The 23,666-nt window shown below is 65.5% G+C and carries 20 protein-coding genes; 13 read left to right on the plus strand and 7 right to left on the minus strand.

Features of this window, described 5'->3' with window-relative positions:
* The first annotated feature begins 458 nt into the window (after positions 1–458).
* The 3 genes from ABD919_RS08470 to ABD919_RS08480 are packed head-to-tail and all read left to right on the plus strand — an operon-like array spanning position 459 to position 3,229.
* Positions 459–716 (plus strand): helix-turn-helix domain-containing protein, encoded by a 258-nt coding sequence (locus ABD919_RS08470; protein ID WP_345235559.1) that lies wholly within the window; start codon positions 459–461, stop codon positions 714–716.
* Between the two features lie 3 nt (positions 717–719).
* Positions 720–1,871: an ABC transporter permease gene (locus ABD919_RS08475; RefSeq protein WP_345235560.1), complete on the plus strand. Its 1,152-nt coding sequence runs from the start codon at positions 720–722 to the stop codon at positions 1,869–1,871.
* A gap of 47 nt (positions 1,872–1,918) precedes the next feature.
* Positions 1,919–3,229, plus strand: coding sequence for a PP2C family protein-serine/threonine phosphatase (locus tag ABD919_RS08480; RefSeq protein ID WP_345235561.1), 1,311 nt, complete (start codon positions 1,919–1,921; stop codon positions 3,227–3,229).
* A gap of 84 nt (positions 3,230–3,313) precedes the next feature.
* Here ABD919_RS08480 and ABD919_RS08485 read toward each other — a convergent pair whose 3' ends face one another.
* Both ABD919_RS08485 and ABD919_RS08490 read right to left on the minus strand, forming a co-directional pair.
* On the minus strand, positions 3,314–4,771 hold the full coding sequence (locus ABD919_RS08485) for an O-antigen ligase family protein (protein ID WP_345235562.1): 1,458 nt from the start codon (positions 4,769–4,771) through the stop codon (positions 3,314–3,316).
* Positions 4,768–5,844, minus strand: a complete 1,077-nt coding sequence (locus ABD919_RS08490; protein WP_345235563.1) for a GumC domain-containing protein — start codon at positions 5,842–5,844, stop codon at positions 4,768–4,770. The genes ABD919_RS08485 and ABD919_RS08490 overlap by 4 nt, the downstream gene beginning before the upstream one ends.
* A gap of 223 nt (positions 5,845–6,067) precedes the next feature.
* Between ABD919_RS08490 and ABD919_RS08495 the strand changes: the two genes are divergently transcribed.
* The 5 genes from ABD919_RS08495 (at position 6,068) to ABD919_RS08515 (ending at position 11,263) form a co-directional block, all read left to right on the plus strand.
* A complete protein-coding gene (locus ABD919_RS08495) occupies positions 6,068–7,477 on the plus strand; it encodes an oligosaccharide flippase family protein (protein WP_345235676.1) in 1,410 nt (469 codons plus the stop codon).
* 91 nt (positions 7,478–7,568) lie between these two features.
* Positions 7,569–8,711, plus strand: a complete 1,143-nt coding sequence (locus ABD919_RS08500; RefSeq protein ID WP_345235564.1) for a glycosyltransferase family 4 protein — start codon at positions 7,569–7,571, stop codon at positions 8,709–8,711.
* A 211-nt stretch (positions 8,712–8,922) separates the two neighbouring features.
* Positions 8,923–9,468: a hypothetical protein gene (locus ABD919_RS08505; protein WP_345235565.1), complete on the plus strand. Its 546-nt coding sequence runs from the start codon at positions 8,923–8,925 to the stop codon at positions 9,466–9,468.
* Positions 9,465–10,160 (plus strand): polysaccharide deacetylase family protein, encoded by a 696-nt coding sequence (locus ABD919_RS08510; RefSeq protein WP_345235566.1) that lies wholly within the window; start codon positions 9,465–9,467, stop codon positions 10,158–10,160. Before ABD919_RS08505 ends, ABD919_RS08510 begins: the two co-directional genes overlap by 4 nt.
* Positions 10,157–11,263: a glycosyltransferase gene (locus ABD919_RS08515; protein WP_345235567.1), complete on the plus strand. Its 1,107-nt coding sequence runs from the start codon at positions 10,157–10,159 to the stop codon at positions 11,261–11,263. The genes ABD919_RS08510 and ABD919_RS08515 overlap by 4 nt, the downstream gene beginning before the upstream one ends.
* 112 nt (positions 11,264–11,375) lie before the next feature.
* On the opposite strand, the gene ABD919_RS08520 is transcribed toward ABD919_RS08515, so the two are convergent.
* The gene (locus ABD919_RS08520) at positions 11,376–12,848 is read right to left on the minus strand and encodes a POTRA domain-containing protein (RefSeq protein WP_345235568.1); all 1,473 of its coding nucleotides are present in this window, start codon (positions 12,846–12,848) and stop codon (positions 11,376–11,378) included.
* Positions 12,832–13,221 carry a BlaI/MecI/CopY family transcriptional regulator gene (locus tag ABD919_RS08525; RefSeq protein ID WP_345235569.1) on the minus strand — a complete coding sequence of 130 codons (390 nt, stop codon included), beginning with the start codon at positions 13,219–13,221 and terminating at the stop codon, positions 12,832–12,834. Before ABD919_RS08525 ends, ABD919_RS08520 begins: the two co-directional genes overlap by 17 nt.
* A 311-nt stretch (positions 13,222–13,532) precedes the next feature.
* On the opposite strand from ABD919_RS08525, the gene ABD919_RS08530 reads away from it, so the two are divergent.
* Positions 13,533–14,300, plus strand: coding sequence for a TatD family hydrolase (locus tag ABD919_RS08530; RefSeq protein WP_345235677.1), 768 nt, complete (start codon positions 13,533–13,535; stop codon positions 14,298–14,300).
* Between the two features lie 21 nt (positions 14,301–14,321).
* On the opposite strand, the gene ABD919_RS08535 is transcribed toward ABD919_RS08530, so the two are convergent.
* The 3 genes from ABD919_RS08535 to ABD919_RS08545 form a co-directional block, all read right to left on the minus strand.
* Positions 14,322–14,678: a hypothetical protein gene (locus ABD919_RS08535; protein WP_345235570.1), complete on the minus strand. Its 357-nt coding sequence runs from the start codon at positions 14,676–14,678 to the stop codon at positions 14,322–14,324.
* A gap of 236 nt (positions 14,679–14,914) precedes the next feature.
* Positions 14,915–16,234 carry a PAS domain-containing protein gene (locus ABD919_RS08540; RefSeq protein WP_345235571.1) on the minus strand — a complete coding sequence of 440 codons (1,320 nt, stop codon included), beginning with the start codon at positions 16,232–16,234 and terminating at the stop codon, positions 14,915–14,917.
* A 386-nt stretch (positions 16,235–16,620) separates the two neighbouring features.
* Complete coding sequence (locus ABD919_RS08545) at positions 16,621–18,855, minus strand: efflux RND transporter permease subunit (RefSeq protein WP_345235572.1); 2,235 nt, start codon at positions 18,853–18,855, stop codon at positions 16,621–16,623.
* A gap of 229 nt (positions 18,856–19,084) precedes the next feature.
* Between ABD919_RS08545 and ABD919_RS08550 the strand changes: the two genes are divergently transcribed.
* From ABD919_RS08550 to ABD919_RS08565, 4 genes are read left to right on the plus strand one after another with little or no spacing between them, the layout of a single operon-like run.
* Positions 19,085–19,957 carry a UbiA prenyltransferase family protein gene (locus tag ABD919_RS08550; protein ID WP_345235573.1) on the plus strand — a complete coding sequence of 291 codons (873 nt, stop codon included), beginning with the start codon at positions 19,085–19,087 and terminating at the stop codon, positions 19,955–19,957.
* A 54-nt stretch (positions 19,958–20,011) separates the two neighbouring features.
* Positions 20,012–20,299, plus strand: coding sequence for a hypothetical protein (locus tag ABD919_RS08555; RefSeq protein ID WP_345235574.1), 288 nt, complete (start codon positions 20,012–20,014; stop codon positions 20,297–20,299).
* On the plus strand, positions 20,238–22,604 hold the full coding sequence (locus ABD919_RS08560) for a PEP/pyruvate-binding domain-containing protein (RefSeq protein WP_345235575.1): 2,367 nt from the start codon (positions 20,238–20,240) through the stop codon (positions 22,602–22,604). Before ABD919_RS08555 ends, ABD919_RS08560 begins: the two co-directional genes overlap by 62 nt.
* A complete protein-coding gene (locus ABD919_RS08565) occupies positions 22,597–23,661 on the plus strand; it encodes a hypothetical protein (RefSeq protein ID WP_345235576.1) in 1,065 nt (354 codons plus the stop codon). Before ABD919_RS08560 ends, ABD919_RS08565 begins: the two co-directional genes overlap by 8 nt.
* Positions 23,662–23,666 lie beyond the last annotated feature (5 nt).

A 23,666-nucleotide genomic window follows, 5' to 3' on the forward strand; every position in this document is an offset into this window, starting at 1 on the left:
CAAAAATGAGGTGGGTCGCACCCCAAATTTCGCCTCGTCGTGGAAGTCTTTTTTATTGGCACCCTACTTCCTAAACAGCTTCGAACTGAGCCGGAGCACCAACCAGGCCGCGTCCAAAGGTTGATACATCATTATTGTAGGAGCAGCCGACAGCGGCCAACACTGGCCGCTGCGCTGACTCTGATGCGGCGGGCGGCGGGGCCGGCTGGTCGGCAGAGTTGGAAGAGGGCTTGTGCTGCTCGCAGCAGGTAAGCCCCAAGAATATTATGGCCGGTAGAGAAGCCCGACGGATGAAGCGGAAGGACATGGCAGGTAGAGAAAGTGAACCGGCAGCCGCAGTGGGAGGGGCTTTGGGACGGCTAAAGGTAGATGCCATCATGCGGAAGGAGCCTGAACCTGCCAACCTGCCGTGCGCACGGCTTACATTTGTCAGGCCACTATCTAGCCCGAAATTACCCGTGACCGACGCCGAATTCGACCTGCTCGACGAGCTGTACTTCGTGACTACCTTCCGCACCCTGGCGGAGAAAACCGGCCTGCCCGCGCCCGAGCTGGAAAAGCAGCTGCGCAGCCTGCTGGAGCAGGGCCTCATCCGCAGCTTCTGGCCCGACCCCGACACCGAGCTGGCCTACGAAACCACCTCCTTTGGCGCCATCGCCCGCGACGCGTCCTACCTGGCCTCCAAGGAAGGGCTGCTGCAGCATAACACCCGCTAGCCCGTGGCAACCACGGCAGCATTGGCCGGCGCGGCCCTCACCGCGGCCCAGGCGCGGCCCCCCGGCTACTACGTGCGGCAGCGCCTGCTGCAAAACAAGCCGGCCCTGGCCGGGCTGCTTTTCATTGCCCTCTGCACCCTGATTGCGCTGCTGGGCTACTGGGTGCTGCCCGACAGCTCGCCCAACGCCAACCACGGCTTTGTGGCCCTGCAAAAGCAGCCGCCGGGGCTCACGGTACAGTTTCTGCGCCTGCCCGTAGCGGGTTCAGCTCCGGCAGCAGGCAACATATTCACTACCTGGCTGCACGGCCGCGAGCCCCAGTTCGAGGAAATAGCCATTGCCCCGGGCAGCTACCGCACCCTGGGCGCCGACTCCGTAGAGTACCGGCCCTGGACCGCCCCCGGCACCGCTCCAGCCCCGCCCCAGCGCATCAAAGCCTCATTCACCCATTCACCCATTCACTCATTCACCCACTGGCTGGGCACCGACAAAGCCGGGCGCGACACGCTGAGCCGCCTGCTGCTGGGCACGCGCATCTCCCTGGGCATCGGCTTCGTGGCCGTGCTTATTTCGCTGGTGCTGGGCATGGCCATCGGGGCCCTGGCCGGCTACTTCGGCGGCTGGGTCGACTCGCTGCTGCTGGGATTGATGACCGTGGTGTGGAGCATTCCCGGCATCATGCTGGTGATTGCCATTTCCCTGGCGCTCGACAGCAAGGGCGTGTGGGTCAGCTTTGTAGCCGTGGGCCTGACCATGTGGGTGGATGTGGCCCGGGTGGTGCGGGGGCAGATGCTGAGCTTGCGCTCGGCCACCTTCGTGGAAGCCGGCCGGGTGCTGGGCCTGCCCACGCACCGGCTCATTGCCCGCCACCTGCTGCCCAACATGCGCGGCCCGCTGATTGTGCTGGCCACCAGCAACTTTGCCGCGGCCATCCTGCTCGAAGCCGGCCTGAGCTTTCTGGGCCTGGGCGTGCAGCCCCCCGCCCCCAGCTGGGGCCTGATGGTGAAGGAGGGCTACGACCTGCTCGGCACCGAGGCCGGCCTGTGGCTGACGCTGCTGCCGGGCACGGCCATTTCCCTGCTCGTGCTTAGCTTTAACCTGCTCGGTAATGGGCTGCGTGATGCCTATGACCCGAAAACCGCGGTAAATGGGTAAATTTGTTTTCTGCCTATACCTACCCCCATTGCCTTCTGGCCTAATTCATGTCGCACGCCGCCGTTCCTGCTTCTACTGACAAGCCCACCGACCCCACCGGCGCGCAGGTGGTGGCGGCCCGCGACGAGCAGCTGAAGCAGCTGCGCCGCCAGCTGTTTCTCAAGCAGTTTGAGCTGGATACGGTGCTGGGCGTGGCCCACGACATGACGGCCCGCGACCACAGCGAGGACGAGCTCTACCGCATGCTGCGCCTCACCCTGCAGGGGCAGCGCGCCGTGGTGCAGCTGCTGCTTTTTGCGCGCGAAGACAACGGGTTCCGGGTGCGCGTGGCCCTGGGGCGCGACGCCGATGAAGCCGAACGCCTGGCCCTGCCCACCGTGCTGGCCGAAGAAAATATCACCCAGCCCCGGGCCGTCGAAGACTTTAACCTAGGCCCCGACTGGGACCGGTACGAGCTGCTGATTCCCATCCTGCGCCAGCACCAGACGGCGGCCTACATCTTCGTGGGCGGCCTGCGCCACGACTACGAGCGGCAGCAGCTCATTCCTTTCCTCGGCTCGCTGGCCAACACCCTGCTGGGGGCCGTGGAAAACCGCCGCCTGCAAAGCCAGCGCGTGCTGGATGCCGCCGTGCGCAAGGAGATAGAGATTGCCCAGGAGGTGCAGGCCATGCTGTTTCCGCGGCAGCTGCCCAACGACGGCCACCTGGCCATGGAGCGCAGCTACGTGCCCCACACCGAAATCGGCGGCGACTACTACGACGTAGTCGAAATCGATGCCCACCGCCTGCTGATGTGCGTGGCCGACGTGAGCGGCAAGGGCGTGCCGGCTTCGCTGCTCATGTCCAACTTCCAGGCGGGCCTGCGCACCCTGCTGCGTCAGGGCGTGGAGCTGGTCACCATCGTGCCCGAGCTCAACCACCTGCTGTTCCGCAACTCCGGCGGCGAGAAGTTCATCACGGCCTTTCTGGGCATCTACGACCGCCGCACCCGCAGCCTGCAGTACGTCAACGCCGGCCACAACGACCCTATTCTGCTGCCCGACCACGGCCCAGCCCAGCGCCTGAGCGCCGGCACCGTGATGCTGGGCATCATGGAAGAGCTGCCGCTAATGCGGGTAGGGGAGGTGAAGATAGAGCCCCAGTCCCTGCTGCTGCTCTACACCGACGGCCTCACGGAGGTATTCGATGCTGAGGGGGCCGAGTTTGGCGAGGAAGGCGTGCTGCAGGTGCTGCAGCACAACCGCTATCTGCCCCTGGCCAAGCTGCACCAGGAGCTGCTGCACCGCATCGAAGCTTTCAGCGCCAAAGCCGCTCAGTTCGCAGATGATGTGACCATCCTCAGCTGCCGGTTTAAGTGATTTTTGATGTGCTGATGTGCTGATGTGTCATTGCTTCGCTGCGCTCGCAATGACACGTACCTTTTACTCACTGCGCACTACTCACTACTCACTAACTCCCTCTCGCACCCACGTCTCGGCCCGAATCAGCAGGGCCAGGCTTAGGAAGAACACCGAGCCAATCTTGTCGACTTCCACCAGCTCGTTGAGTAGCAGGTGGAAAATGATGATGATAAGCGAGAGCGCAGCCGCCAGCACTACGCGGCGCACTTCCGGGTTACGGGCCTGATGATAGAGGCGCTCAGCAGATAATAAAGCCACTGCCAGCAGAACGACAAACAGCAGGAAGCCCGGCAGGCCCTGTTCGGCCAGCTGCAGCAGGAAGTAGTTGTGGGTGGTCGACTTCTCAGGGTTTTCGCTTACGTAGGTGCGGAAGCTTTTCACCGTGTAACGCTTGTACTCGGGGTAGAACGTAGCCGGGCCCGAGCCCACCAAGGGCTTCTCGGAAATCATGCGCGAGGCTGCTATCCAGCGGTACACCCGCTCCATGCCCGACACATCCTGCAGCTTATAAGTGGCTTCGAGGTGCTTGTTAAAGTCCTTGCCGTTGAATACCGTCTTCTCGAAGTCGGGGGCGTACAGCATGAAGTTGTTGGCGCTCATAAAGTAGAACGCCCCGCTGCCTGCCGCCAGGGCCACGGCCAGCAGCATCACCTTGGTCAGGCGCAGGCGCATCACCAGGTAAAACAGGCCCGCAATGGGCAGCGAAAGAATGGAGGCCCGGGTGTAGGATGTCAATAGCCCGAACAGTAGCACGCCCAGCAACCCCAGCCAGGCCAGGCGCGGGCCCTGCCGGCGCGTGGCCTTGGCCCCGTACAAGCAGAACGGAATCAGCAGCGCCAGCGTGGCCGCGTAAATCACGTGGTTGCCGAAGAAGGGCTGTATCGCCCCGTTGATGGTGCCAAAGGAAAAGCCGAAGCGAGCATGGCGGCTGGCCACGTAGAGCACGCTCAGGCAGGCCCCGGCGGCGTACACGGCCGCAAACTGCCACACCTGGGCCGGGCGCCGCATTATCAGCAAGGTGCCCAGCATAAAGGGCGTGAGGTACCACACCTTGGCCATGAGGTACTTGACGGACTTCACCGGGGCCACCGAGAAGAGGATGTCGACGCCGGCCCATAGGAGCATCAGCAGCAGCACAATAACAATGGGGTGCAGCAGCTCGCGGCCCGGCAGCCGGGCCGTGCCGAGCAGGAAGGCGCCGGCCACGCAGGCCGTCAGGGCCAGCATCAGCGGCTCGGAGGGCAGGTCCATGCTAAGCCCACCCGGCAAGCCGATTTCCTGGGAGAAGGGCAGAATAAAAAACAGCAGGTAGTAGAGCAGGCGCCACTCGATGAAGACCACCAGCAGGCCAACCAGCGCCACGCCCGGCAGTAGTAGCACGGGGTTCTGGGTGAAGGCCGCCAGGGTGCCACCAGCCAGCAGCAGCAGCACGAAGCCCACAAAAACGCGCTGCGGCCCATCAACGGGCCGGAGCCGGTGCAGCAGCTCGCTTACACTCACGACAAGCCTCCCTGCGGCTGGCGCTGATTGTAGCGGTACAGCTCGAGCAGCGTAATCACCACCACCGACAGCGAGAAGGTGAGCAGCACCGAGCCCACCACAATCAGCCAGCGCACGGGTTTGGTTTTTTTGGTAGCCGGGTAGGCCTTCTGCACGACGTACACACTCGATACGCGGCCCGTCAGGCCCAGGCGAGCAGTCTCATAGGCGGCCTGGGCTTCTATCAAACGGGTTTGCAGGTTGTTGACGCGGCTGGTGAACATGGTCAGCGAGTCGGCTCCGCGCACGTAGCTTTCCACATTGATGAGGTTGCCGCCGTCGGCCTTGGTGAGGCCGCGCAGGGCCCGGCGCAGGCCGGCCACGTCGCCGCCGCTGGCTTCGGCTTTGCGCAGGGCGGCCTCGGTTTCAATCAGCTGCTTCACCATGTAGCGGCCCTGCATCTCAAAGCCAAAGATGCCGTAGCGGTTGCGGGCCGCAATCAGCTGGCGGCGGCTGCGCTCGAAGCCGGCCTTTAGCGAGTCGTAGCGCTGGCTGTAGAGGCCCAGCAGCTTACGGCGGTTTTCCATGGTCAGCTGCTGGTTTACCGAGTCGATGGCCTCCACCATGCTGTTGGCAATCTTGGCGGCCAGGAACTTGTCCTGGTCCATGAACGTGAGCTCAATGGCGTCGCGCTCGTTGTGCACAATGTTGAGGTTGCTGTTGAACTCGTGCAGCACGTAGTTGTCGGCGGCATCGTCGCCGGGCGTGCCGGCCCCGTAGTGATTATAGAGGTTATACTTTCTGATGATGAAGTCGGCCACGGGCTGCGACTCGCCGATGGTGATGGCCCGGTCCAGGTCTTCGGCCCGGCCCCCCAGCTCCAGCTTGTTTTCGTTGTTGCCCAGCAGCCGGTCCGGGTCTGCCGTTTGCGGGTTGGTGGGAAAAAAAACCGAGGTCGACTTATAGATATTGGGCAGCAGCAGGGCAACAACGATGCTTACGACAGCTGCCAGTACCACGGCCCATCCCACCAGGTATTTCCAACGATTAATAATGGGGCCCAGACCAAGCAGCGAAAAAGAAGATGCAGACATAAATAGCGAACGAGCGAACAAACCGCGGTTTTGCCCGCGCTTTCACGGCAAACAGACCAACGGCAGGCAAAGATAGCCCGAAAATGGGCGCGCAGGGTGCCCGCAATGGCCGCCGCACGGCTGTAGCGTAGCTTTGCGGGGCGCAAGGCACCCGGTGCCGCGCCAGGGCATGGTTCGTTCTTAGCATCTACTCGGCATCAAACGGTTTTTTGGCAATATCAGCATCGTCGTCCTGCTCAACCTGCTGGTTAAGCCCGGCTGGGTGGTGGTCGAAAACCTGGTGCAGGACCGGCTGGGCCACGCCACGTTCGGCCTGATTACGGCCCTGTCGGCGCTCACGCTGGTGGTGGCAGCCCTGTCCGACCTGGGCCTCACGCCTTATACCGTTAAGCGCGTGGCCGCCGAGCCGGGTTTCCTGCAGGAAACCTTTCCCACGCTGCTGCCCCTGCGCGGCTGGCTGAACGCCGTGGCCCTGGCGGCCATGCTGGGCGTGGGCTGGGTGCTGGGCTACCGCGGCGCCGAGCTGGCCCTGCTGGTGGCCGTGGGCGGGGCGCTGCTGCTCACCCAGTACGGGCAGTTTCTGCGGGGCACCCTGCAGGCCCACCAGAAGTTCAACACCGATGCTGTGCTGTCGGTGGTGGAAAAGCTGCTGCTGTTGCTGGTAGTGGTGGCCCTGCTGCCCATCGGCCTCACCCTGCACAACTACGTGGGGGCCCGCCTTGGGGCCGCCGCTTTCACGGCCGTGCTGCTGTATGGGCTGATGACGCGCCTGTTTGGCCGCATCCGCTACCGCTGGCGCTGGCCCCAGGCCCGCTCGGCCCTGAGCGCCAGCCTGCCCTTTGCCATGATGACGCTGCTCTACGGCATGAACGAGCGCATCGACATGGTGATGCTCGAGCGCCTGGCCTCGCCCACCGAGGCGGGCTACTACGCCGGGGCCTACCGCTGGGTCGATGCCGTGATGATGTACGCCTGGACGGTGCTGCCCCTGTTTTTTGCCAAGTTTGCCAGCGTGCAGCACGAGGCCCGGCAGCAGCGCAAGCTGCTCTGGTTCGGGCAGCGCGTGCTCACGCTGCCGCTGCTGTTTGTGGTGGCCTTTGTGCTGTTCCGGGGCGAGGTGCTGTTCTGGCAGTTCAGCCACAGCACGGCCGGCGAGCTGGCCCGCATGAGTACCTGCCTGAAGATTCTGTTTGTGAACGTGCTGGTGCATGCCTTCTTCGCCATCTACAGCACCCTGCTCACCAGCACCACGCACGAGCGGGCCGTGAGCTGGGTGGTAGCCGGCAGCATCGCCCTCAACGTGGGCCTGAACCTGGTTCTGCTGCCCCGGTACGGCGCCGTGGCGGCCTCGCTCAACACCCTGGCCTGTGCCGTGGCCGTGTCGGGCGCCTACCTGGTGCTGGTGGCGCGGCGCACCGGCGTGGTGCTGCCCTGGCGCATCCTCTCGCGCCTGCTGCTGGCTTTTGGCATGCTGTGCGGCGCCTGGTACGTGCTGCGTACCGGCCTGTACCTGAGCTGGTGGCTGGAAGCCGGCCTCATGGCCCTGGTGTATGGCCTGATTGTGCTGGGCACCGGCCTGGTGCAGAAAAAGGAGATTCAGCAGCTGCGCCCTGGAAAGGGAATTAAAAATTAAAAGTTATCAATTAAAAATTGATTCTATTTCCGCCGGTGCCATCTGGATGAGGGCGCTATGCCAATTCATAATTCATAATTTTTAATTCAATTTGGATATCGCCGTCAACACCCGTTTTCTGCTGCCGGGCGACAAGCTCGAAGGCATTGGGCGCTTCAGCTACGAAACGCTGAGCCGGCTGGTGCGCCAGCACCCGGAGGTGACGTTTCATTTCCTGTTCGACCGGGCCTACGACCCGCGCTACCTCTTTGGGCCCAACGTGGTGCCGCACGTGCTGCTGCCCCCGGCGCGGCACCCCTTTTTATACGTGGCCTGGTTTGAGGGCGCGGTAGCACTGTGGCTGGCGCGGCACCGGCCGGCGGCCTTTCTCAGCCCCGATGGCTTCACCACCCTGGCCACCACCGTGCCCCGCGTAACCGTGCTGCACGACCTGGCCTTCGAGCACTTTCCCCTCGACGTGGGCCTGCTGCAGCGCAAGTACTACCACTTCTTCGTGCCGCGCTTTGCCCGCGCCTCGGCCCGCCTCGTGGCCGTGTCGGAAGCCACCAGGGCCGACATCCTGCGCACCTATGGCATTGCGCCCGGGCGCATCAGCGTGGCCTACAATGCGCCGGCCGACCTGTTCCGGCCCCTGCTGCCCGACGAGCAGACCCGCATCCGGGAGCAGTTCAGCGACGGGCGGCCGTACTTTCTGTTTGTGGGGGCCCTGCAGCCGCGCAAAAACCTGGGCACGCTGCTGCGGGCTTTCGACCAGTTCAAGGAAGAGGGCGGGGCGGCCGTGGCCGATGCGCAGCTGCTCATCGTGGGGCGCAAAGCCTGGAAGGCCGGCCCCATCTTCGATGCCTACCAGCAGATGCGCCACCAGGAGTCCGTGCGCTTCACCGGCCGCGTGGCCGATGCCGAGCTGGCCGGCCTCTACGCCGCGGCCCTGGCCACCGTGTTTGTGCCCTACTTCGAAGGCTTCGGCATTCCCATCGTGGAAGCCCAGGCCAGCGGCTGCCCGGTGCTGACCTCCGACGCCAGCTGCATGCCCGAAGTGGCCGGTCCCGGCGGCGCCGTGCTGGCCGACCCGCACAGCCCCGCTGCCATCGCCACCGGCCTCACCCAGCTCTGGCACGATGCGGAGCTGCGCCAGCGCCTGGTAGCCGCCGGCACCCACAACCTGCACCGCTTTTCCTGGGAGCGCAGCGCCGGGGTGCTGTGGGACGCGGTGCTGCAGGCGGTTGGTAGTTAGTTCCTGGTTGCTTGTTTCTGGTTTCTAGTTCCTAGCTGCTTGTTGCTGGTTGCTTGTTTCTGGTTGCTGGGATACATGCCCCCGCGGGGCTTCCCAGTTTACGTTTGCTAGTATGCCTGGCTTCGCCTCGCCATGACAGAGGCCGGACGCATACCAGAAACAAGCAACAAGAAACCAGAAACCAAAACCCAGAGGCTATTTTTGCCCTGCTATGGCCCGTACCCATCCCTACAACTTCGTTCATGTGCTGCTGCCGCAGCTGGCCTGGCGCCGGCCGGAGGCGGTGCGGCGCGAGCTGAGCGACCCCGGGCTGGCCCGCGACCTGCTGCACTACGTGTGGGACAAAGCCGGCGAGGGCCTGCCGGTTTCCGAGAAGGTACCGCCCCGGGGCCTGCGCCTGAGCTGGCACGAGGTTGCTGGCCGGGTTACGGCCCTGGTGCAGCTGCCGCCGCCGCAGGCCACCAGCGAAGCCCATTTCGCGGCCCTGGTGTATGAGCAGAACGAAGCCCCCGACGATGACGATGTGCCCGAGCTGCGCCCCCGCTACTTCACCCTGGAAGCTACCCTGGGCCTGAGCACCGGCGAGGGCACGCCCACGGTGATAGGCGAGCGCAACGCCGAGGCCCACCGCCACCTGGGCCGCGGCCCCGCCGGTGGGCGTTCCGATACGGCCAGTGCCTTCCTGCACGCCCTGGCGGAGATGCTGGGTCCGCTGCCCGACCTGGACGTGCCCTACATGCACGTGGTGCGCTCATGAGCAAGTGGCTTGAGGCAGCGGTGATGACGCGGCCGCCCCGGCTGCTGCACGCCCTGCTGCCCGGCTGCCAGTGGACCGGCCCTGCCCAACCGGCCGGCCAGCCGGTGCTGTACCTGACCTTCGACGACGGTCCCATTCCCGAAGAAACGCCCTGGGTGCTGGAGCAGCTGGCCTTGTTTAAGGCCCAGGCCACGTTTTTCTGCGTGGGCCAGAACCTGCAGCGCTACCCCGAGCTGGCCCGCGCCGCCCTGGCCGCCGGCCACCGCCTCGGCAACCACACCCAGCACCACCGCAGCGCCTGGGCCAGCGCCCGCCCCGCCTACCTGGCCGACGTAGCCGCCTGTCAGGAAGTATTGGACGAGCTGCTGCCTCCTGCGGCAAGCTTCACCCACCAGGCACTAAGCACCGGGCACCAAAAGCCCCTCTTCCGCCCGCCCTACGGCCGCCTCACCTGGCCGCTGCTGCGGGCCCTGCAGCCCCACTACCGGGTGGTGATGTGGTCGGTGCTGACCCGCGACTACGACCCCGACCTGCGTCCGGAAGCCTGCCTGCGGCTGACGCTGGCCGCTGTGCGGCCCGGCGACGTGCTGGTGTTTCACGACAGCCACAAGGCCAGTGCCCGGCTGCGCTACGTGCTGCCGCGGGTGCTGGCGCACTTCGCCGGGCATGGCTACCAGTTTGCGGCCTTATGACGACGGTGCTGCTGCTGGGATACTGCCTGCTGTGGCTGCTGGGCGTGGCCTACGGCGCCTGGTGCTTTGCCCGGCGTAAAGGAGCGCCTGCTCCCGTACGCCTGCCCGTGCCGCTGCCGCGCGTCAGCATTCTGCTGGCGGCCCGCAACGAGGAAGCGGCGCTGCCGCGCTGCCTGGCCAGCCTGCGGGCCCTGCACTACCCGCCCCAGCTGCTGGAAGTGCTGCTCGGCGACGATGCCAGCACCGACGGCACGGCGGCTGTAGCCCGGCAGGCCATGCGCGGCTTTGCCGGACAGTTTCGGATAATTCCCATTGCCGAAAACCGGGGGCAGGCCCGGGGCAAGGCCAACGTGCTGGCCCACCTGGCCCGGCACGCTACCTCCCAGTACTTTTTCATTACCGATGCCGACATCAGCCTGCCGCCCACCTGGGTAGAAGCCCTGCTGGCCCACGCGGCGCCGGGGGTGGGCACCGTCACGGGCATCACGGCGGTGCGCGGGCCCCGGCTGTTTCACCAGCTGCAGGGCATCGACTGGCTGCTGTCGCTGGCCCTGATTCAGGTGGTGAGCGACTCGGGGCGGCCCGTGACGGCCATGGGCAACAACATGCTGGTGACCCGGGAGGCTTACGAAGCCACCGGCGGCTACGAAAACCTGCCGTTTTCCGTCACCGAAGATTATGCCCTGTTCAAAGCCGTAATTGCCCGGGGCTTCGGCTTCCGCCACGTGTTTAGTGATAAGGCGCGGGCCGACTCCCTGCCCATTCCCAGCTGGGGCGCCCTGCTGCGGCAGCGCCGCCGCTGGCTGCGCGGCGTGGAGGCCCTGCCCCTGCGCCTGCGTACCGAGCTGGCCGTGTACGGGATGTTCTGGCCGGTGCTGCTGGCGCTGGGCTGCACGGCCGGGCCAGCCGCGGCGCTGGCCGTGTGGCTGGGGAAAATGCTGGTGCAGGGCACCCTGGCCGGCCTGGCCCACCGCCGCGCCGGCCTGCCGATGCGCTGGCCGCTGCTGCCCTTGTTCGACTTCTACGCCCTCGGCCTGCTGGTAAGCCTGCTGGGCTTCCGCCTCTTCGGCGGCGCGGTGGTGTGGAAGGGGAGGAGGTATTAAGAAAATGGCCGAGAATGGCAGACGAATGATGAGCCAAATCAAAAGCCCCGCCGTCAGCAACAGACGGCGGGGCTTGGGACGGGCAGCAGCTGGCCGCCTTGTGGCAGTGGGCCTACAGCTCTACTACGGTCAGCTCAATGTCAACCAGGTCGGTAGCCTGGTTGGGGCGCATGACCGGCCGGGGGTTGATGCCGATTTTTTCAGGGTTGAACTTCCCTTGCCGGGCCAGCACGCGCTGGGCCTCCAGGAGCTTGGCCCGGCTGAAAACGTCACCCGCCCGCAGGGGAGTCAGCTGGAGCACCGAGGCCGCGGAGGTTTTCCGGTTGCCGCTCACGCTGAGAGTGCCAATGCGGGCGGGGCGGCCTTCCACAATGCTGAAGGTCAGGTCGGTGCTGCCGTCGGCCTGCCGGGTGGCGCTGGGCGTTACGGAGAAAAACAGGTAGCCATTGTCCATGTAGCGCGAGGTAAGGTCCTGGCCCTGCGGGTCGAAGCTCAGGCGGCGGGCCACGGCGGCCGAGTCGTAGGCATCGCCGGGCTTCAGCCCCAGCGCCTGGTCAAGCTCGGCGGTGCTCAGAAAGGTGTTGCCCTGCCAGCTGATGCGGCCAATGCGGCCCGTGACAGCTGATGGCGCGGCCGTGACGGCAGCCGGCCCGGTGGCGTCGGCAGCCGGCGAGCCGGCGCAGGCGGTGGCTGCCCAGGCAAACGCGAATACGGGCAGCACGAGGAGAAAGCGGAGTTTTTGCATGGTGGTGGAAGTGGGTTGGGTGAGCATGTGGATGCGTAAAAAAATCTGCTTGCCGGCAAAGGCGTGCGCCAGGGCGAAGGGCGGCTGGCTGGCGGCCAGCTTTATCAGCAGCTCGCCGTAGCCCAGGGGGCTGCCCTGGGTGCGGGCCACGGCTTCATCGGCCAGGTACTCGTGCACGGCCTTGAGCTGGGTTTTGAAGTAGGGCAGCAGGCCATTGAACCAGAGCAGCACGCCCAGCGCTTCGGCAAACAGCAGGTCGGCGGTGTGGCGCTGCTGCACGTGCACCTGCTCGTGCTGCAGCAGCAGCTGGCGCTCCCTGGCACTAAGCCCGGCGTGCAGAGGCGAGAGAAACACCAGCCGGCCAAAGGAAAACGCCGGGAGGCTGGGCGCGGGCAGCTCCACGATGGTAAAGCCGCCCATGTTGGTGCGGGGGTGCCGGCGGGCCAGGGCCAGCAGGCTGCGCACGTTTCGGCCCGCGCCCCAGAGCTTAGCCAGCGCGCCGAGCAGGTAGATAAGCGCCAGGGCCGGGACCAGCAGCGCGGCCAGGTCGGGTGAGGCAGCACCGGGGGCCTGTGGGGCGGGCGCTACGGAAGGCGCCAGCTGCCAGCTTAGCGGCAGGGGACCAACGCCCGGCTCGGCTGCCACCGGGAAAAGCAGGCTCAGCCCTGGAAAGGCCAGCAGGGGCAGCAGCAGGCTGGCCGTCATGCTCCCGAGCAGGTAGGCGCGGTTGGCGCCAAACGTGCTGAGCCGGGCCAGCAGCAGGCGGTAGGCCAAGGCGAATACGGCCAGGCAAAAGCTGGCTTCGGCCAGGTACAGCAGCAGGCTAGTGAGCATCGCCATCGGGCTTGGAGGGGGAGTCGGACTGGTGCAGCATGTCGAGCAGCTGCTGCTTTTCGCGCTGGCTCAGGGTTTCTTCCACCATAAAGGAGACCAGGGCAGTGGGCGAGTTGTCGAAATACTGGCTCAGCATGCGCTTGAAGCTGGTTGTGCGGTACTCCGTCTTGCTGATAAGCGGGAAGTACTCGTAGGTTTTGCCATAGGCTTTAAAGCCCACGTAGCCTTTGCGCTCGAGAATGCGCACCACCGAGGAGATGGTGTTGTAGGGTGGCTTGGGCTCGTCGGGCAGGTGCTCGATAACGTCCTTCACAAAAGCCTTCTTCAGCTTCCACAAGACGTGCATGATGCGCTCTTCGGTTTTGGTTAGCTCTTCCATGGCTCAAAGGTATAACGGTGAAAACAGTTTTGCAACTTATTTTTCAGTTATAAAACTGACCTTGCCGTTTTTCAAAATGCTCTATTTGCTTATGGTTTGATTTGCAGTCACTTTCATGTTGGAGAACAGCCTTCGTTCTATCGTCCGCCTCACCCCCCCCCCGCCCCCAAAAAATGCTTCATTCGCATTTCCGAAAGGGAGAGGGGGAGCCGGTCTGGAATAACCTTCGCACACTAACCTGGGATGCGCTCTAGGTGTGTTTACTGCTGGGCGGCCTTCGTTAGGGGCGCAGGCCCGAACTTTGCGGCATGATGCACATCACCGACTCCCACGCCCACCTCTACTCCGAACAATTCAAGGCCGACCGCGAGCAGGCGCTGGACCGGGCCCGGGCGGCGGGCGTGGGCACCATTGTGATGCCCAACATCGACCACTCCAGCATAGCCGCCATGCTGGAGCTGGAGGCGCTGGCCCCCGAAACCTGCTTTGCCATGATGGGCCTGCATCCCTGCTCGGTGGGCAAGAACTTTGAAAAGCAGCTTTACGAGGTGGAAGAATGGCTCAATAAGCGGCCCTTCGCTGCCGTGGGCGAAGCCGGCCTCGACCTGTACTGGGACAAAACCCTGCTGGCCGAGCAGCAGGAAGCCCTGCGCATACAGCTGCAGCTGGCCAAGCAGCACCAGCTGCCCATTGTGCTGCACACCCGCGACGCCTTTGCCGAAACCGCCGCCCTGGTGGCCGAGGCCCAGGACGGCACCCTGCGCGGGGTGTTTCACTGCTTTTCGGGTAGCCCGGAAGAAGCCGAGCAGGCCATCAGCCTGGGCTTTCTGCTGGGCATCGGCGGGGTGGCCACCTTCAAGAACGGGGGCGCCGACAAAGTGCTGCCCGGCATTGGCCTGGAGCATTTGCTGCTCGAAACCGACTGCCCCTACCTGGCGCCGGTGCCCTACCGCGGCAAGCGCAACGAGCCGGCCTACCTGCCCTACGTGCTGCACCGCGTGGCCGAGCTGCTGGGCAAAGACATGGAGGAAGTGGCCGCGGCGACCACCCGCAACGCCGCCGCGCTGTTTAACCTTTAAAAGCCGGCGGCCAGGCAGGCTTCAGGAGCCGCTTTCGCGCTCCAGACTCTGCAGGGCCAGCTCAATCCGGCGGCTGTAGCCGTCTATCTGCTCGAGGCCGGCCCGGGCTTCCTCAATCTTGCCCCGCTGGTACAGCGCAGCCAGCTCCTGGCCCTTGTCGAGCATCTGCTTCAGCAGGCGCTCCAGCTCCCGCACCTGGGCGCTGGTTCCGAAGCGGGCCTTTACAACGGTTTGTATCCATTCGCCCAAGGGGCTGTGGGCCACGCTGAATAGCTCCGGCTCGGCCTCGCGCACCCCATAGAGCACCGACCGCAGCCGCGACTTAAACAAGACCTGCTTGATGCGGGCCTGCTGAAAGTCTAGGTGTGAAAGGGCCATGGCAAATGAAAGGAATGCTAAAGTCGTAATGAAACAGATAATAACTGCACGGGGCAGCCCGGCGGGGGGGGAGGCTCATCCGCGGCCCTGCCGGCAGGGCCGCATTGGCTAAGCAACGAGGCCTGAGGGTTAGAAAGGGCTTTAGCCCGTGCTAAGGCCGCTTGCAGGCGGTAAAAGATAGGTGCTGCCCGAGGGCGAGCGCCGCAAGAACGGCCGGAGGTAAAGCCCGGTTTTGCTTACGCGGCTTCCAGCTCGCTGGAACTTGCTGAGGTGGCCGGGCTGCGTCGGAGCTGCTCCAGGGCGTGGCGGGTTTGCACCAGCTCGGTTACTTCGTAGGAATAGGCCGTGATGCCGGCCGGCTGCCCGTTTTCTTCAAAGCGCTGGTAGATAAAGTTGAAGTAGGCGTCGCGCATGCCGCCCTGGTTGTCGCGGATGCTTACCTGCAGCTCCTTGCCAACAACCGGCTCGCCGGTTTGAAAAACCCCGTCCAGCATGGCCGTGAGCTGCTCCCTGGCTTCGGGAAACACCTCGGCCACGGTGCGGCCCACCACCTCCTGGCCGCCCACCAGCTCGCGGAACAGCGTGTTGGCAAACTCGTAGCGGTGCTCGGGCCCGCGCACAATGCTTACGTACGCCGGGGCGTGCATCAGCAGGTCGTAGAAGGTCTGGCGCTGCTGCTTCACCAGCTCGGCGTTGCGGTACGACTGGTCGGAGAGGCGGGCCTGCTGCTCGGTGGCGTCGAGCAGCTCCTGCACCATCATCTTCTGGTCGTGAATGTCGGTGCCGCCGCCTACGCGCTGCACCACGCGGCCCCGCTCGTCGAAGTGGGGCACGCTGCGCGTCATTATCCAGCGGTACTGCCCGTCGGCGCGCCGCACGCGGTACTCGTACTGGGTGGTGTCGGCCAGCTGGCGGCTGCGGTCCCAGTCCCGCTGCAGCTTCGGCTGGTCGTCGGGGTGAATGGCCTGGGCCCAGTTGGCCTGCAGGGCCTCGGCGCTCAGGCCGGTAAATTCCAGCCAGCGGCGGTTGAAGAAGACGCCCCGCCCGCTGGCGTCGGTGATGTTGACCAGCACCGGCAGGGCATCGAGGGTGAAGCGGGCCCATTCCTGGGACTGCGTCAGCTGCTGCTGCACGAGCTCGTGCCGGCGCTCGGCCAGGTGCTGGGCCGTCACATCGCGCGGCTGCTGCAGAATGTACTGCAGCTGGCCCTGGCTGTCGAGAATGGGGTAGTGGGTGAGCTGCCAGTAGCGCTCCTCGGTGCCGCCGCCCAGCTCAGCCGGCCGCTCCAGGTCGTAGCGCAGCAGGGGCATGGTGTCGGGCTGCAGGGTGTGGCGCACCTTCTCGTGCGACTCGTGCAGGGCCTGCTGGCTTTCGGGGGCCGAAGGATAGGCCTCGAATATGTTGCGGCCCCGGGCCTGCTCCCGCGGCAGCATGGCCTGGTTTACGTGCTGGTCGGAGTTGTCGAGCACCGTGCCATCGGGCGCCAGGAGCAGGAACAGGCCGGGGAGCGAGCGGAAGATGTGCTGATAGTCGACGGAAGGCGTGGAAGGGGACATAAGGCAGCAGGTGCAGAAGACAGAAAGCAGGGGCGCAAAATTAAGGCGGTACCCAGAGCGGTTTTTAGGCTCGTGTACTGAGTTGAGAGTTAAAAGTTAAAATTCAAATGGGTCGGTTTTTTAACTCTTAGTGGCGTTTCAGGGACAGCCCCGATGTAGCGTGGACTCTGCGAGTGCGCGCGCATGAACGTTCACCCGCGCGCACTCGCAGTGTCTACGCTACGCTTGTCTAACTTCTTCTCAAGGTGTACACCAGCCTGGAAACTGCTATAGTACTGCAATTCGCCGGTACGGTTGCCTTTTCTGCGCCGAACGCTGTCCGCCTCGCCCTTTGCAGGCTGATACACCGCCTGCGACCGGGCCGGCGCCAGCCCGGTACAGGCAACCTAGTCCTTATCAAACCAGGCCAGCACAATGGGGAAGATTATCAGCTCGCCCAGCAAGGCGCCGGCAATAGCCACTGCCGTCAGGGCTCCAAAGGTTTGCACGGTTTTCAGCGAGCCAAGCATCATAAAGGCGTAGCCGCAAAAGAGAATGGTGCCCGTAAGCACGATGGCCGGGCCCACGTGGGTAATGGTAGCCAGCCGGGCCACTGCCGGAGCGTGGCCGGCCCGCCGCTGCTGCCGGTAGTGGTAGATAAAGTGCATGGTGTCGTCGACGCTGAAGCTGAGCACGATGGCGGCAATACTGGCCGTGGCAGTGTCGAGCGTGATGCCCAGCCAGCCCATCAGGCCCAGCACCACCAGCACCGGAAACAGGTTGGGCACCACGGTGAGCAAGGCCAGGCGCAGGTCGCGGATAAACAGCCAGACCAGGAAAAACACGAGCCCACAGGACAGCAGCAGGCTGTTGGTTTGCGATGCGGTGACGTACTGCACAATGTTGGCGTACATGGGCTGGTAGCCGGCAGGCCTCACCGTGGCTACCGGCCCCAGCGTGGCCCGGGCTATGGCCAGCAGCGAATCCGTTTTGGCCGTAAGCTGCCGGGCCGAAAGCATGGGCCCCGATACCGTGATGCGGCCCGTGCCGCCGTTGGCCGTCTCAAACTGCCGGGCCAGGCTGGGGTAGTCGGCCGCCAGCTGCTCGTGGCTGAGGCGCAGCACCGAAGCGCTGCCCAGCGCCACCCGGCTGCGGCGCTCACCCAGCCGCGCCTCCAGCCCGCCCAGGTAGAGGGAGTGAAAGCCGAATATCCGCCCCACGCCCGCCAGCTGCCGGGCCGAATCGGCGAAGGCCACGGCGGCCTGCAGCACGGCCGGGCTGTGCAGCGACTGCCCGGCGCGGGGCGTAACGAGCAGCTCCAGCGGCAGGTAAGCCCCCCAGGCGGCCTGAATGGCTTGGTGGTCGCGCACGACGGGGTGCGATGGGGGGAAGTAGCCCAGCGTGTAGGTATCGGCGCGCAGGCGCGGCAGGCCGGCCGCCAGGCCCAGCAGCAGCAGCAGGGCCGCCGTGCCCAGCGGCACCTGCCGGCGCAGCACCCAGCCGTAGAAGCCGGCCAGGCGCGTGCTGGCCGCCCGGGTGCTGGGCGCCGCCGGCCGGGCCAGCGGCAGCAGCCACACGCCCAGCCCAAAGGTGAAAACCAGGCAGAGCCCAATGCCCAGCGCGGTGAACAGGCCGAAGGTCTGCAGAATGGCCATGGGGCTGGTGAGCAGCGCCAGAAAGCCGGCCACCGTGGTGAGCGTGGTGAACAGGCAGGGGTAGAAGGTGGCACGCAGCGCCTGCAGCGCCAGCTCGGTATTGTCGGTGGTGGTCTTGCTGGCCAGCTGGTTGCGCTCGTTGATGACGTGCAGCGCATCCATCAGTCCGAGCAGGATGATGACGACGGGCAGCAGCACGGTCATCAGGTTGAGGCGGTGGCCCAGGGTGCCGTAGAGGCCCAGCGTGAGGTAAGTGGAAAAGCCCACTACCCCCAGCACGTACAGCAGCAGCCGCCAGTCGCGGTAGATAAGCAGAAACACCAGGCCCATCAGCAGGTAGCCCACGCCCAGGAACAGCCCGAAGTCCTGCTGGGAAAGGGCATTCAGCCCCGCATACACCACGCCAATGCCGCCGAGGTGGGCCCGGCTGGCCGGAAAGTGGCGGAGCACGGTGGCCCGCACTTCATCCAGCAGCTGCCCGCGCTGGTTGTCGAAGTCGGCACTGGCTTTCAGCACCACTAGCAGGCGGGCGGTGCGGTAGTCGGCCGTGAACAGCTGCTCCCGCAGCGTGGGCAGGGTTTGCAGGGCGGCGCGCACGGCCTCGCCGTTGGTGCCGGGGGCGAGGAGCGGGGCGGCGTAGGAACCCAGCAGGCTGCGCCGCGGCAGGGTGGCGCTGCCGGGGCCAAACACCGTGGCCACCGCTGGTAAGGCGGCCAGCTCGGCATCCAGCTGCCTTAGGGCCTGCAGGTTGGCCGGCGAGAGTAACGTCTCCCGTCCGGCGCGCACGGCAATAACGACGACTTCGTCGTTGCCGAACTTCTCCCGGAACTCGTGGTAGGCCGCCAGGGCCGGGTCGCCCCGCAGGAACCAGACGGCGAGGCTGTTGTCGACCACCAGGGCCGCTTTCACCCCCGGCCAAAGGGCCAGGCCAGCCAGCAGCGTAAGGCTGAGAAAGGCCAGGCGGAAGCGGTATAGCAGTGCAATCATGGGAGCAAAGCAAGCAGCTTTTCTGGTGGTTAGCTAATGCTCGAAAGAATGGCGCGATGTCCTTTGCGCATTGCGTTACGCTCTGATTTGCAAATTTTTGTGATTGTGTTAGGTCTGATTGTAAAGTCCCGTTATCGCAAAAGTCGGCCTGACAAGCGGCCCTTTATGGGCTCTCTTTGTACTGTTCGCCACAGCGGCCGAAGCCGGGTGAGCATCTTCCATTATGAGCATGCTGAACTTCTGGGCTTATCTGCGCCAACGCTTCCCGCCGGTCAACATGGCCTTGTTTGCGGTGCTGTTTCTCACGGTATGGGCCGTAGCGGGCACGACGGGGGCGGGCCGGGCTTTCGGCTGGCGGGAAGGGCTGGGCATTATGGCCACCATCTCGTTTTTCTTTCGCCTCCGCGTATTCGACGAAATCAAGGACTTCGACCTTGATGCCCAGAACCACCCCCAGCGGGTGCTGCAGCAGGGCCGCGTGACGCTGCCGCAGCTGCGCCGCCTGGCCTGGGCCGGCGCGGCCCTGGAGCTGGGCTGGTCGGCGCTGCTGGGCGGGCCGGCCGTGCTGGGCTGGGCCCTGGCCCTGGCCTACAGCCTGGTAATGCGCTTTGAGTTCTTCGCGCCGGCCTGGCTGCGGGCACGCCTGCTGCTCTACGCCGTTTCGCACATGCTCATCATGCCTCTGATAATCGGGTGGCTGTGGCTGGCCTACGCACCCGCGCTTAGCGGCCGGCTGGTGCTGCTCATGCTGCTGAGCTTGCTGGGGGGCTTTGCCTTCGAGCTGGCCCGAAAAACCCACGCGCCGGCGGCCGAGCAGGCGGGTATCGACTCCTACTCCCGCACCCTGGGGCTGGCCGGGGCCTGTGCCGGCATCGTGCTGGTGCTGTTGGCCGGGGTGGGCGTGCAGGCCGGGCTGCTCTACCAGCTGCACGCCGGCCCAGGGCCCTACGTCGTGCTGGGCGGCCTGCTGCTGCCCACGCTGGCCCTGTACCGCGCGGCCCTGGCCCGACCCCGTGAGGCCCTGTTCCGCCGCGCCGAGATGCTGGTATCCCTTTTTATGCTGAGTAGCTACCTGACCCTGATTGTGCTCATAAAGGCTTAACGCGGTGCGTTCAGCTGCCACTCTGCTTGCCTGTTCAATTTTAACCTGACGACTATGTCTCCTGCGCTGCCATTCAACGGGCTGATAGATTACCGCCAGCCTACGCCGCCCGCCGGCCTCACCGTAGGGGGCAAGGCCCAGGGCCTGTACCAGCTGCGCCGCCTGGGCCTGCCCGTGCCGGGCTTCGTGGTGATTCCCGCCGAGGTGTTCGACCCGGTACTGGCCGGGCTCGGCACCACCGAGGCAGACCTGGCTGCCCGCGGCGACGCAGGCGGCCCTGGTGCGGGTGCTGGCCGTGTGGGCGGGGCCGGGCGTAGCCGTGCGCTCGTCGGTGGCCGATGAGGACGGCGCCCAGGCCGCCTTCCCGGGGCTGATGGACTCGGTGCTGGCCCTGCGGACGCCCGACGAGGTGCTGGCCGCCGTGGCCCGGTGCGCCGCCAGCGCCTATTCGGAGCGCGCCCTGGCTTACCGGCGGCAGAAGGGCCTGTCGCTGGCGGCGCGGCCCGCCATCATCGTGCAGCGGCAGGTGGCGGCCACGGCGGCCGGCGTGCTGTTCACCACCTTTCCGGAGTTTCCGCAGGAGATGGCCATCCACGCGGTGTGGGGGCTGGGCGAGGGGCTGGTGGGCGGCGCGCTGGAGCCCGATGAGTTCTACCTGGACAAGCAGAGCCGCCAGGAAACGCACCGCAAAATTGCCCGCAAGGCCGAGCAGGTGCAGCCGCTGCGGGGCGCCACCGGCCTGGTGCCCGTGCCCGAAAGCCAGCAGGACCAGCCCTGCCTGTCGGCCAGGGTGCTGACCCGGCTGCGGCAGACCGGCGCCTTCCTGGAGTATTCCCTGGGCAGCCCGCAGGATGTCGAGTTTGTGGTCGACCACGACGAGCTGTGGCTGGTGCAGACCCGCCCCATCACCCAGCCCATTCCCGAGGTGGTGGTGTATGATAACGCCAACATTCAGGAAAGCTACTGCGGCGTTACCACGCCGCTCACGTTCAGCTTTGCCCAGCGGGCCTATGCCACGGTGTACCGCCAAACCATGCGGGCCCTGGGCCTGCCCACCACCACCATTGACGCCCACGAGCCCGTGCTGACGCAGCTGCTGGGCCTGGTGCAGGGCCGCATCTACTACAACATCAACAACTGGTACCGGGGCCTGCAGCTGCTGCCGGCCTTCCACCAGAACAAGGCCGACATGGAGCGCATGATGGGCCTGGACGCGCCCGTCGACTTCGTGCAAAGCCGGGCCAAAACCCTCCCGGAAAAGCTGCGCCTGCTGCCCCGCCTGGCCCTGAACCTGGCCCGCCTGCTGGCCGCCTTCGCCACGCTGCCCCGCCGCGTGGCCGCCTTCCAAAGCCACTTCGACCAGCAGTACCAGCGCTTCTACCGCCTGCCGCTCGCGGAGCTGGCGGCGCCCGCGCTGCTGGCCGAGAAGGCCCGCCTCGATGCGGCGCTGCTCGATAGCTGGACCACGCCCATCATCAACGACTTCCGGGTGATGATGGCCAACGGCCGCGTGGCCCGCGACTTGCGCCGCGCCGGCCTGGCCGACCCCGACGAGTTTCTGAGCCGCTACTTCGCTGCGGCCAACGCCGAGCTGGCCAGTGCCCGCCCGGCCCACGCCATGCAGGCCATTGCCGCTGGCATCGCCGCCCGGCACGCTGCCCTGCTGCCGCTGCTGCGCGAGCTGCCCGCCAACCTGCCGCAGCGCATTCGCCAGGCGGCGCCGGACCTGTTCGCTGCCATCTACGAATACATTCAGCAGTATGGCGACCGCAGCATCGGCGAGCTTAAGCTCGAAACCGAAACCATGCGCACCGACCCGCTGCTGTTTTATAAGTACCTGCGCAATTACCTCGGCGCCGAGGCCGGGGCTCCGGCGGCTGCGGTGCCGGCCAGTGCGGCTACTTGGCACGCGGCGGCCAGCGCCGAGCTGCAGGCGCTGCTGCGCTCCCACTCAGCCTTTTTTGCCCGCCGGGTGTGGAGCGGCCTGCGGCAACTGCAGGCCGCGCTGGCCCGCCGCGAAGAGCTGCGCCTGCAGCGCACCCGCCTTTTTGGCATGTACCGGGGCCTGTACCGGGCCCTGGGCCAGCGCCTGGCCGAGACCGGGCAGCTCGCCGCGGCCGCCGATGTGTTCTACCTGACCGAAGCTGAAATTGCCCGCGCCGCGGAGAACCCCGCCAGCCGCTGGGCCGAGCTGGTAGCCAGCCGCCGGCAGGAGTTTGCCCGCTACCGCGCCGAAGCGGTACCCAGCCGGGTGTCACTGCCCGGGCGGGTGGGCAGGGGTGCAGTGGCGGCTACCGGCGATGGAGCGGCTTCTTTGCGCGGCACGGGCTGCCTGCCCGGTCGGGTGGAGGGCGAGCTCATTCTCATCACCGAGCCCGGCGACAGCCTGGATGTGGCCGGCCGCATTGTGGCGGCCCCCCGCACTGACCCCGGCTGGGCGGCCCTGTTCCCTACCTGCGGCGGCGTGCTCATCGAGCGCGGCTCGGCGCTGTCGCACTCCGTGATTTTGCTGCGCGAGCTGGGCATTCCCACCATCATCAACATCCCCGGCCTGTGCCAGCGCGTGCAGTCGGGCCAGCTGGTGGCGATGGATGGGGGTACGGGCGAAGTATCACTCAGCGCAATCGAGGTTTCCAGCTATGCTTGAGCGTATTGTCTACTCCGGGCAGCTTCCCGCCAGCTTTTTTGACCTGGCCGCGCCGCGGTATGCCCAATCGTCGTTCGCACCGGAGGAAGAGGCCGACCAGGTTCGGCAGCTGCTGCGCATGGAAGCCGGGCAGCATACGGTCATTGTGTATACCGACCACCAGCGGCTGCGCCTGGTTGGCATTTTTCCGCAGGCGGGCAGCGCGGCGTATTTCGGCTTTTGGGAAACAACGAACGACGCCGAGTTAAACAAAGCGGCCTTCGCTATGCTGGAGGCCGATGCAGCCACGCTTCATAAGCAGACCCTGGCCGGGCCGCTGCATTTCAATACGTTTCACCGCTACCGCCTGCGCCTGGGCCCTGCGCCCAGCTGGCAGCAGTTCGACCGCGAGCCGGTAAACCCGGCGTATTATCCCGAGCTGCTGAAGCAGCTTGGCTTTCAGCCCAGCATAACCTTTCAGAGCCGCCTGCTGCGGGCCGATACGGTGCCCCGCGTGTACCTGGAAAAGAACCCGGCGCTGGAAATGCTGGCCCGCATTCCCTTCGATTTTATCCCCGTCACGCCCGAGAGCTGGGTGCTGTTAGCGGACGACATTGCCAGACTGATTCACGAAATATTTAACGCGAACCCGGCGTACAAAGCCGTGCCGCGGGCACAATTCGACTTGCTGTACAACCCGGTTTATGCGGCCAGGCTTTGCCCGCATTCCTCGGTGCTGTTTCGGGACCAGCGCAGTGGCCGGCTGGCGGCCATCAGCCTGTGCCATCCCAACTATCAGGAACTCGACTTACCGGCTGGCGTCGCGCCCGAATTTGCCCGCGACTACCCACGGCTGCCGCGCAGAACGCTGCTAGCCAAAACCGTGGGCGTGCACCCCGACTTCCGGCAGCAGGGCCTCATGGATTTGCTGGCGGCCTATGCCATGCAGAAATTCCAGACCTACTACGAGGAGGTGATTTTCTGCCTCATGCGGGCCGATAACTATTCCCTACGCTTCACCGATGGCCTGCCGGTGGAAACGGCGCATTATGCCTTGTTTGAGCGAAGGGTGGGGTAGCTTTC

This window comes from Hymenobacter saemangeumensis, from assembly GCF_039541835.1.
Lineage (GTDB): Bacteria > Bacteroidota > Bacteroidia > Cytophagales > Hymenobacteraceae > Hymenobacter > Hymenobacter saemangeumensis.